At 70.1% G+C, this 9,567-nt stretch carries 6 protein-coding genes and 2 pseudogenes; 5 read left to right on the forward strand and 3 right to left on the reverse strand.

All coding sequences use genetic code 11. The features are described from left to right. A pseudogene (locus ACFU99_RS20850) lies at positions 1-855 on the reverse strand (hypothetical protein); the annotation flags it as partial. 10 nt (positions 856-865) lie between these two features. Then, positions 866-1,111: a MoaD/ThiS family protein gene (locus ACFU99_RS20855; protein ID WP_384394129.1), complete on the reverse strand. Its 246-nt coding sequence runs from the start codon at positions 1,109-1,111 to the stop codon at positions 866-868. A gap of 171 nt (positions 1,112-1,282) precedes the next feature. Between ACFU99_RS20855 and ACFU99_RS20860 the strand changes: the two genes are divergently transcribed. The 4 genes from ACFU99_RS20860 (at position 1,283) to ACFU99_RS20875 (ending at position 7,978) form a co-directional block, all read left to right on the forward strand. Next, positions 1,283-3,016: an ABC transporter ATP-binding protein gene (locus tag ACFU99_RS20860; RefSeq protein WP_384394122.1), complete on the forward strand. Its 1,734-nt coding sequence runs from the start codon at positions 1,283-1,285 to the stop codon at positions 3,014-3,016. Positions 3,017-3,156: 140 nt separating this feature from the next. Beyond that, a complete protein-coding gene (locus ACFU99_RS20865; RefSeq protein ID WP_384394131.1) occupies positions 3,157-5,061 on the forward strand; it encodes an ABC transporter ATP-binding protein in 1,905 nt (634 codons plus the stop codon). Between the two features lie 770 nt (positions 5,062-5,831). Further along, positions 5,832-6,686 (forward strand): phytanoyl-CoA dioxygenase family protein, encoded by an 855-nt coding sequence (locus ACFU99_RS20870; protein ID WP_384394124.1) that lies wholly within the window; start codon positions 5,832-5,834, stop codon positions 6,684-6,686. Then, on the forward strand, positions 6,683-7,978 hold the full coding sequence (locus ACFU99_RS20875; RefSeq protein WP_384394126.1) for a glycosyltransferase family 4 protein: 1,296 nt from the start codon (positions 6,683-6,685) through the stop codon (positions 7,976-7,978). The genes ACFU99_RS20870 and ACFU99_RS20875 overlap by 4 nt, the downstream gene beginning before the upstream one ends. 75 nt (positions 7,979-8,053) lie before the next feature. Here the strand turns inward: ACFU99_RS20875 and ACFU99_RS20880 are convergent, their stop codons facing one another. Then, positions 8,054-8,683 (reverse strand): hypothetical protein, encoded by a 630-nt coding sequence (locus tag ACFU99_RS20880; protein ID WP_384394128.1) that lies wholly within the window; start codon positions 8,681-8,683, stop codon positions 8,054-8,056. A gap of 134 nt (positions 8,684-8,817) precedes the next feature. On the opposite strand from ACFU99_RS20880, the pseudogene ACFU99_RS20885 reads away from it, so the two are divergent. Next, positions 8,818-9,567: pseudogene (locus ACFU99_RS20885) on the forward strand (hypothetical protein); the annotation flags it as partial.

Below are 9,567 nucleotides of genomic sequence, written 5' to 3' on the forward strand. Positions count from 1 at the left end.
CGGGGCCTGGTCCGCGTCGGTGGCCAGCAGCCCGATGTCGGCGACCAGCCCGGCCAGGAACGCCAGCGCGATGCCCTGCCGCGCGGGCCACATGCCGTTGAGCCGGAACCAGCCCGCCGCCGTGACCGCCTGGAGCAGCACCACGGGGACCGCGAGCACCGCCTGCGGCAGCGGCGCGGCCACGGCGAGCAGGACGGCGAGCACCGCGGTGATCGCGGCGGGCTGGAGCCCCGGCGCGAGGATCTGCGGCCGGCCCTCGGCGCGCGCCTTCTCCGCGGCGGTCATCGGGGCCTGCGGCTCCTGGACGGGCTCAGCCGTCTGTGTCTGTCGGGGCTGCTGGGCCTGCTGGGCCTGCTGGGCCTGCTGAGGCTGCGGCATGGGTACGTCCCGGCCGCCGTCCATCGGGGCGTACCCGGCGGGGGCGTGCGTCGCCGAGGACTGGTCGCCGTGCCACGCGGCCTGGCCGACCGGCGCTTCCTGGTACTGGCCGGCCCCGGTCCCGTACGCGCCGTACTGCGGCTGCCCTTGTGCCTGCGGCTGCGGCTGCTCGGGCGGCAGCGGTCCCGGCTGCCCGCCGTCCTGCGGAGCCGCGATGGTCTGCCACGTCCGCGTGTCCCAGGTCGGGCCCGCCCAGGTCTGAGTGGGCTGCTCCTGGTAGCCGTCCTGGTGCGCGGGGTAGTACGGCTGCTGTTGCTGCTGCTCCGGCTGTGCCTGCGCGGGCCACGCCCCGGGGTCCTGCGGCGCCGCGTAGGGGTCGTGCTGCCCGTAAGGCTGCTGCTGCGGATACGGCTCGTGGGGGCGGTTCGGGTCGTACGGGTCGTGCGGTGCGTACGGGTCATGTGGCTGGTTGCTCATGGTGCGGGCTTCACCCTCCTGCGAAGGGCGGGAGCACCTCGACCGTGCCGCCCTCGGCCAATTGGACCGTCGTGTGGTCGCGCGTGCCGACGGGGTCCCCGTCCACCAGGAACGAGCAGCGCAGCAGCACCCGCGCGAACTCCGGCCGCTCCGTATGGAGCCGCCGGGCCGCGTCCAGGGCCTCCGCGAGCGTCGCCGCCGCGTACGGCTCCTCCGCGGCGCCGGCGGCGGCCTTCGCCGCTGCCCAGTACCGGATGGTGCCGGCCGGTGCTGTCTGTGTCGTCGCCACGGCGACCCCTTTCCGTCAAGTGCCGCTCCCCATGATGACGGGTAGCGGCGGCGGCTCGGTCAGGGCGTGGGAACAGGGCAGGGAAAGCGCAGGGAAAAGGACGGGTCGGAATGGCCTTGTCTCGCATAGGGTTCCGATGTGTTGGTACGACTTCTGCGGGCGTATCTGAGGCCCTACTCCAAACCGATCGCGTTGATCGTTGCGCTGCAACTCGTGCAGACGCTCGCCACGCTGTATCTCCCGACCCTCAATGCCGACATCATCGACGACGGAGTCGTGAAGGGCGACACAGGCTACATCTTCTCCACCGGCGGCTGGATGATCGCCGTCACCGTGCTCCAGATCGTCTGCGCGATCGGGGCCGTCTACTTCGGCGCCCGTACGGCCATGGCCGTCGGCCGCGATCTGCGCGGCGCCATCTTCGACCGGGTCCAGTCGTTCTCGGCCCGCGAGGTCGGCGACTTCGGCGCGCCGTCCCTGATCACCCGCACCACCAATGACGTCCAGCAGGTTCAGATGCTGACCCTGATGACGTTCACGCTGATGGTCTCCGCGCCGATCATGTGCGTCGGCGGCATCGCCATGGCGCTCAACCAGGACGTGCCGCTCTCCGCGCTGCTGCTGGTCATCGTGCCCGTACTCGGCATCGTCGTGACGTTGATCGTGCGCAGGATGCGGCCGATCTTCCGCGGCGTGCAGGAGCGCATCGACATCGTCAACCGGGTGCTGCGCGAGCAGATCACCGGCATCCGCGTCATCCGCGCCTTCGTCCGCGACACCCATGAGCGCAAGCGCTTCACGGGCGCCAACGCCGAGCTGATGGACGTCTCGGTGCGGGCCGGCCGGCTGATGTCCCTGATGTTCCCGACCGTGATGCTGGTCGTGAACCTGTCGTCCATCGCCGTCCTGTGGTTCGGCGGCCACCGCATCGACAGCGGGGGCATGCAGGTCGGCGCGCTGACCGCGTTCCTCACCTATCTGATGCAGATCCTGATGTCCGTGATGATGGCCACCTTCATGTTCATGATGGTGCCGCGCGCGGAGGTGTGCGCCGAGCGCATCCAGGAGGTCCTGACCACCGACTCCAGCGTCGTGCCGCCGACCGCGCCGGTCACGGAGCTGCGCCGGAACGGCCATCTGGAGCTGCGGGGCGTGGAGTTCCGCTTCCCGGGCGCGGAGGAGCCGGTGCTGCGGAACATCGACCTCGTGGCGCGGCCGGGGGAGATGACGGCGGTCATCGGGTCGACGGGCAGCGGCAAGTCGACGCTGCTGAACCTGGTGCCGCGGCTGATCGACGCGACGGACGGCGCGGTGCTGGTCGACGGCGTGGACGTACGCGACCTGGACCCCGTGACGATGGCGGAGGTGATCGGCCTCGTACCGCAGAAGCCGTATCTCTTCTCCGGGACGGTCGCCTCGAACCTGCGGTACGGCAAGCCCGACGCGAGCGACGACGAGCTGTGGCAGGCGCTGGAGACGGCGCAGGCCCGGGATTTCGTGGAGCAGATGGAGGAGGGGCTGAACGCGCCGATCGCGCAGGGCGGCTCCAATGTCTCCGGCGGGCAGCGCCAGCGCCTGGCCATCGCCCGCGCCCTGGTGCGGCGGCCGGAGATCTATCTCTTCGACGACTCGTTCTCGGCGCTGGACTACGCGACGGACGCCCGGCTGCGGGCGGCGCTGGCCAGGGACACGGAGCGGGCGACGGTCGTCATCGTCGCGCAGCGCGTGTCCACGATCCGCGACGCCGACCGCATCGTCGTCCTCGACGAGGGCCGCGTCGTGGGCACCGGCACCCACACGGAGCTGATGGCCGACAACGACACATACCGGGAGATCGTGCTCTCCCAGCTCACCGAGCAGGAGGCGGCGTGAGTACCCCGGAAAGGCCGGAGAAACCGGACAGCCCGCAGGAGCCGGAGAAACCGGAGCAGACGGAGCCGACGGAGCAGACGGAGCAGGAGGAGGACGGGCCGCGCCGGGGGCCGGCGCCCGCGGCCGGTCCCGCGCGCTTCATGGGCGGGCAGCCCACCGAGCGCTCCATGGACTTCCGCGGCTCCAGCCGCCGGCTGCTGGCCTCCCTGCGCCCCGAGCGCGCGATCATCACGGTCGCGCTGCTGCTGGGCCTGGTGAGCGTCGCGCTGTCCGTACTGGGCCCGAAGATCCTCGGCAAGGCCACCGACCTGATCTTCGCGGGCGTGATCGGCCGGCAGATGCCGGACGGCGCGACCAAGGCGGAGGCGGTCGAGCGGGTCCGGCAGCAGGGCAACGGCACCGTCGCCGACATGCTGAACTCGATGGACTTCACGCCCGGCCAGGGCATCGACTTCGACGCCGTCGGACAGGTGCTGCTGTGGGTGCTGCTGATCTACGTCGGCGCGGCCGTCTTCGGCTTCATCCAGGCGCGGATCGCCACCACCGTCGTCCAGCGGGCCGTCTTCCGGCTGCGTGAGGACGTCGAGCAGAAGCTCGCCAAGCTGCCGCTGAGCTACTTCGACAAGCAGGCGCGCGGCGAGGTCCTCTCCCGTGCCACGAACGACATCGACAACATCCAGACGACCCTCCAGCAGACGCTCAGCCAGATCGCGGCCTCGCTGCTGACCATCGTCGGCGTGCTCGCCATGATGTTCTGGATCTCCTGGCTGCTGGCGCTGGTCGCGCTGGTCACCGTGCCGCTGTCGATCGTCGTCGCGACGCGGGTCGGCAAGCGCGCGCAGCCGCAGTTCGTCGCGCAGTGGAAGTCGACGGGCAAGCTCAACGCCCATATCGAGGAGATGTACACCGGCCACTCGCTGGTGAAGGTCTTCGGCCGGCAGAAGGAGTCCGCGCAGACGTTCCGCGAGGAGAACGAGGCGCTGTACGCGGCCAGCTTCAAGGCGCAGTTCATCTCGGGCATCATCCAGCCCGCGATGATGTTCATCGGCAACCTCAACTACGTGCTGGTGGCGGTCGTCGGGGGGCTGCGCGTCGCCAGCGGCTCGCTGTCGATCGGCGACGTGCAGGCGTTCGTGCAGTACTCGCGCCAGTTCAGCCAGCCGCTGACGCAGGTCGCCTCGATGGCCAACCTGGTGCAGTCCGGCGTGGCCTCCGCCGAGCGGGTCTTCGAACTCCTCGACGCCGAGGAGCAGTCCCCGGACGCCGCCGAGCCGTTGCGCCCGGAGCACGTGCGCGGGCAGGTCGCGTTCGAGGACGTCTCCTTCCGGTACGAGAAGGACCGCCCGCTCATCGACGGCCTCTCGCTCACGGTCAGCCCCGGCCAGACCGTCGCCATCGTCGGCCCGACCGGCGCCGGCAAGACGACCATGGTCAATCTGCTGATGCGGTTCTACGAGGTGAACGGCGGCCGCATCACGCTGGACGGTGTGAACATCGCCGAGATGTCCCGCGAGGAGCTGCGCTCCAACATCGGCATGGTGCTCCAGGACACCTGGCTGTTCGGCGGCACGATCGCGGAGAACATCGCGTACGGGGCCGAGTCCGCCTCCATGGACAAGATCGTGGAGGCGGCGAAGGCCACGCACGTCGACCGGTTCGTACGGACGCTGCCGGACGGCTACGACACGGTGATCGACGAGGAGGGCTCGAACGTCAGCGTCGGCGAGAAGCAGCTCATCACCATCGCGCGGGCGTTCCTGGCCGAGCCGGCGATCCTCGTCCTCGACGAGGCGACCAGCTCGGTCGACACCCGCACGGAGGTGCTGATCCAGCACGCCATGGCCCAACTGCGGTCGGGGCGTACGAGCTTCGTCATCGCCCACCGCCTGTCCACCATCCGCGACGCCGACCTCATCCTCGTGATGGAGTCCGGCAACATCGTGGAACAGGGCACGCACGACTCGCTGCTGGCGGCGGACGGCGCGTACGCCCGGCTGTACACGGCCCAGTTCGCGGAGCCGGTCGTGGAGATCGAGGCGGGCTGAGCGCGGGTCCGCGCCGAGGGTGGGGGGGGGCCGGTTCATTCCGGCCTCCCCCACCTTTATGTCTGCCTTTATGTCCGAAGCGGCGGCGACATGTCCGAAGCGGCGGCGACGGGCCCGTGTCCGGAGGATGAAGCGCCGCGGAGGTTTGCGTTCGCGTATTACGGATCTGGTCTGAACCTATTGACGCGTGCTCGCCATGATCGGTAGATTCTCCAGCATCACGAACGCCACGGCGGACAAGAATCCGCATAGCGCGGCTCGCTCGCACCTGAAGAATTCAGCACACCGGATCACGGGGGTTTCAGTGTCGCAGATTCACAGCAAGGTATTGGAAAGAGCCGTTTCCGCCGTTCGTCTCTGTAGCGACTGACGCCGCTGTGCCGCAGCGCGCCCGCGCCTGCCGCGCCGCCCTGCGCCGATCGTCTCGTCGCATCACCTGAACCACCCGAACCACCGGAGCACGGCTTCCGGTAGGCCACTCCGCCATCCCCGGGCGCTGCGCCCGCGGGTGTGAATCTGTGTGCTCGCACTTTCCCGTCAGCGTCGACGTCAGGAAAGTCATCCAGTCGCGGGCAGTCTCCGAAGGAATGCACGCACGGTCGCCGCACGCCTGCCGGCCGGGCAATTCCTCGGCATTTCCCTGTGCCGAATTCGGCCTGCCCTGCGGAATATCCGCCGCGCCCTCGTGTGCGCTATTTCCCGCATGTCATCGGTAAATCCCTGAACGTTACATCGGCTCCATCGGGTTCACGTTAGACGAAAGGGTCCTCATGACAGTGAACGCTGACCTCACGCTGGCCCAGAAGTTCGATATGGACGGTTTTGTCGCCACCGGTCGCCTGCTCTCCGCGCCGGAGGTCGACACCTACCGGGACATCTACGACCGCTTCCTGGCCGGCGAGATCGAGAGCGGCGACAAGCGCTCCGACCTCGGATCCCACGTGCCGCGCCGGGACGGGGTGCGGGAGAACATCACCCAGATCATGTGGCCGTGCGCCCTCTACAAGCCGCTCCTGGACATGCCGCTGCACGCCCGGGGCCTGGCGGTCGCCAAGGCGCTGATCGGGGACGACGCCGTACTCGACTTCGACATGCTGATCCACAAGGCCCCGCGTACCCACGTGCCGACGCCGTGGCACCAGGACGCGGCCTACTGGATCGACCTGCCCGACAAGCGGGCCGTGTCGATCTGGGTCGCGCTGGACGACACCGAACTCGACAACGGCTGCATGTGGTACGTCCAGGGCTCCCATCGAGAGCCGCTGCGCACGCACTACCCGACCAGCGACGGCAAGAACATCATGTGCGACTGCTCCGAGGACGAGACCGGCGCGACCGCCGTACCGGTCTCGGCCGGCGAGGGCATCGCCCACTCGGGCACCACGCTGCACTACTCCCGCGGCAACGCCACGGACGCCGTCCGCCGCGCCTACATCCTCAACTTCCGGCCCGCCGAGATGCTCCGGCTCGAACGGGAGCGGGGCTACGACGTGGGCCTGACGGACAACACCCGGCTGGTGCGCAATTCCGCCGCGGGCGAGGCCGCCGGTGAGGCCGTCAGTGAAGCCGTCGGCGAGTCCGCCAGTGTGGCCGCGGGTGAGCAAGACGGCGGTGGCCGGCGGTGAATCCACCCGATCCGCACCTGTCCGGCATCATCGTGGTGAACGAGCGCTATTTCCCCGACGACGAGCAGGTGCCGGCGCACGTCGGCGCGACCTCCTTCGCCCGCTCCGTCCTGCGCTGCCTCCAGCGGGCCGACCTCTCCGCCGGAGCCATTCTCTACAAGCGGGACGAGGAACTCGACGAGCCCTGGGTGCATTTGGAGCGCCGGTCCGGCGTCCTGTGCGCGATACTCCGGTTCCATTTCGACATGCGCGACAGCGCGGTGGCCGCCGCCATCGCCGAGGCCGCCCACCGTCTGCTGGCCGAACAGGACATCGACGGCCCGGCGATGCTCTATTACCAGACGGACGCATTGCTGGGCTTCCACCCCGAGGAATTCGCGTGCTGCGTGACCCATCACGGGCCGTTCGTCTACGACTTCATCGGGTCTTTCCCGGCGGTCGCCACCGGCTGGGCCTTCGGGGACGCCGACAAAGCGCTGCACCTGCTCAAATACCAGGAACTGGGCCTGGACAAGGTGCGCGCCAGCGACCGCATGTTCGTGCTGCAACACTCGCATCTGCAACGCCGCCACCTGGTCAGCCGGGGCGTCGACGAGCGGCGCATCCTCGCCGTGCGCCCGCCCATCCCGCTACTCGACACGACCGAGTTCCTGGCCGACGGTGAACTCCGGGACTTCGTCGACGACGCCGAACTGCTCGTGTTCACCGCCGTCGCGCGCCTCGACTACTTCAAGAACATCGAGCTGCTCGTCGACGCCGGGATACGGGCGCGCAGCCGCGGCATTCCGGTGCGCATCCTGGTCGTCGGCGACGACCGCGACGACGGCGCCGCGCGGGAGCGGCTGCGGGCGCGCGTACCGGCGGAGCACCGCGCGGACTTCCTGGCCGCCGGGCGGCTCTCCAAGCCTCAACTCCACGCGCTGTTCCGCCGGGTGAAGACGAACGGCGTGTTCGTCTGCCCCTCGCGCTACGAGACGCTGGGCATCACCCCGCTGGAGGCCGCGCTCTCCGGCGTGTGCACTCTGATGACCGACGCGGACACGGTCGAGGCGCGCAGGTTCTTCCCCGCCGACCACCGGTTCGCGCCCACCAGGGACGGCCTGGCCGACGCGATCGAGCGGATGTACACCAGCCACCTGGGCATCGAGCAGCTCGGCAAGGAGCTCCAGGGCAGCATCTCGGCCGAGGTCTCCGAGGAGAACTTCGAACGCGACGCGCTCAGCGCCTGGGGACACTTCTCGCGCGCGGCGCGGCGGCTGACCGTACGGCCTGTGGCGGATCCGGTGCCCTGAAGGCCGCCGCGGACCGGGGCGGCCGGCCCGGCGCGACGGCCTCTGTCGGGCGGCGGCAGATCAGGTCAGCTCGGATCAGCTCGGCTCGAACCAATCCGTCATGGCCCGGTACTCCGAGGCCGGCCCGTCGTCCGGGGCGGTCCAGATGCCCGTGGCGTTGGACTGCTCCCACTGGGCGTGCCGGGTGTTCACCGCGGACACGAAGTCCGCTGCCAGCCGGGCGGCTTCGTACAGGTCCTGGTCGGTGCTCTGCCCGCTGGCGCCGACGATCTGGCCGCGCACCTGCGCCGAGTGCCCGTACCGGAAACCGCCCGCGCCGAGCAGATGGGGATCCACATGGACGGCCTCGCCGTTGTTGCGGCCCAGCCGCCGGTGGGCGCCGGCCTTCGCGGCGGCGTTCGGCAGGAAGGCGTGGCCGCCGTCCCCGACGGTGACCACCCCGAGGACCGCCTCCTCATTGGGGGTCCAGGGGCCCGCGGTGGCGTCCATCAGGACGAAGCCCATCGCGGCCCGCGGGTATCTGCCGCGCGGCGCGTCCGCGTCGTCCGCGGTGTGCTGGCGCTGGATGCTCGCGGCCCGGAGCAGCCCGACCTCCAGCAGTACGGCGTCGAGCCCGGCGTCGTCGAGAACGTAGCTGTACGGGTTGTGACGGTGCGCCACCTGGACCTTCAGTCCGTCGGGCGAGACGGCCGCTGCGCCGGTCATACCAACCTCCAAGAAGGGGTGCGGGGTTGAAACCGCACTGATGCGATCACGGGCGGCCGACGACCGCCTATGACCGGGATCACTTCACGAAGCAAGAGCAGGGATCAAGAGCAGGGATCAGGAAGGGAAACGACATGACACGTATGACCGAGGGCGTCGTGGCGAAGGTCGCGGAGCGGCTCGCCGACCACGCGGCCCTCTCCGTCGACCAGGGCGCCCGCGACATCAGCGCCACGTCCTGGGAGCTCAGCGAGCCGTACGTCGTCGAGGCCGTCAAGCGGCTGGAGCGGCTCGTGGCCGACGACGCGGTGGCGACGGCGGCGTACGCGCGGCTGCGGAGCGTACCGGCGATCCCCGCCGCGCACGCCGGGCTGACCGACGCGCTCGCCGCGCTGCTCGGCCCCCGCCCCGAGGACACCGCCGAACTCGGCGCCTGGCTGGACGAGACCGAGCAGCGCACCGACATGGGCTACCACGTCGGCGCCGCGTACACGCCCGACGCCGCGCCCGCGCCGCTGGTCAAGGTCCGTGAGTGGGCGGACGCCCGTACCGGCGGCCGTCCGGCGCCCGGCGGGCACGAACTGCTGGTGGTGGTGCCGTTCCGGGACGGCGACGCGGGCCACCGGATGCGCAATCTGCTCTCGTGCCTGCTGGCCCTCGGCGACCAGACGCTGAGCGCCGACCGGTACGCGGTGACCGTGGTCGAGGCCGACGACCGGCCGCGCTGGCGGGACGTGATCGCCCCGCACGCCAACCACTACGTGCACGCCCCCACCAGCGGATTGTTCAACAAGTCCTGGACGATGAACGTGGGAGTGACCAACACCCCCGGCCGGCCCGGCCACGTCTGCATGCTCGACGCGGACGTCCTGCTGGACCGGGAC

The sequence above is a fragment of the Streptomyces sp. NPDC057654 genome (assembly GCF_042800135.1).
Classification (GTDB): domain Bacteria; phylum Actinomycetota; class Actinomycetes; order Streptomycetales; family Streptomycetaceae; genus Streptomyces.

Bases quoted from the DNA above. Each gene is read 5' to 3' on its own strand.
- ACFU99_RS20865 (WP_384394131.1), top strand. From the start codon at position 3,157: ATGGGCGGGCAGCCCACCGAGCGCTCCATGGACTTCCGCGGCTCCAGC.
- ACFU99_RS20870 (WP_384394124.1), top strand. From the start codon at position 5,832: ATGACAGTGAACGCTGACCTCACGCTGGCCCAGAAGTTCGATATGGAC.
- ACFU99_RS20880 (WP_384394128.1), bottom strand. From the start codon at position 8,683: ATGACCGGCGCAGCGGCCGTCTCGCCCGACGGACTGAAGGTCCAGGTG.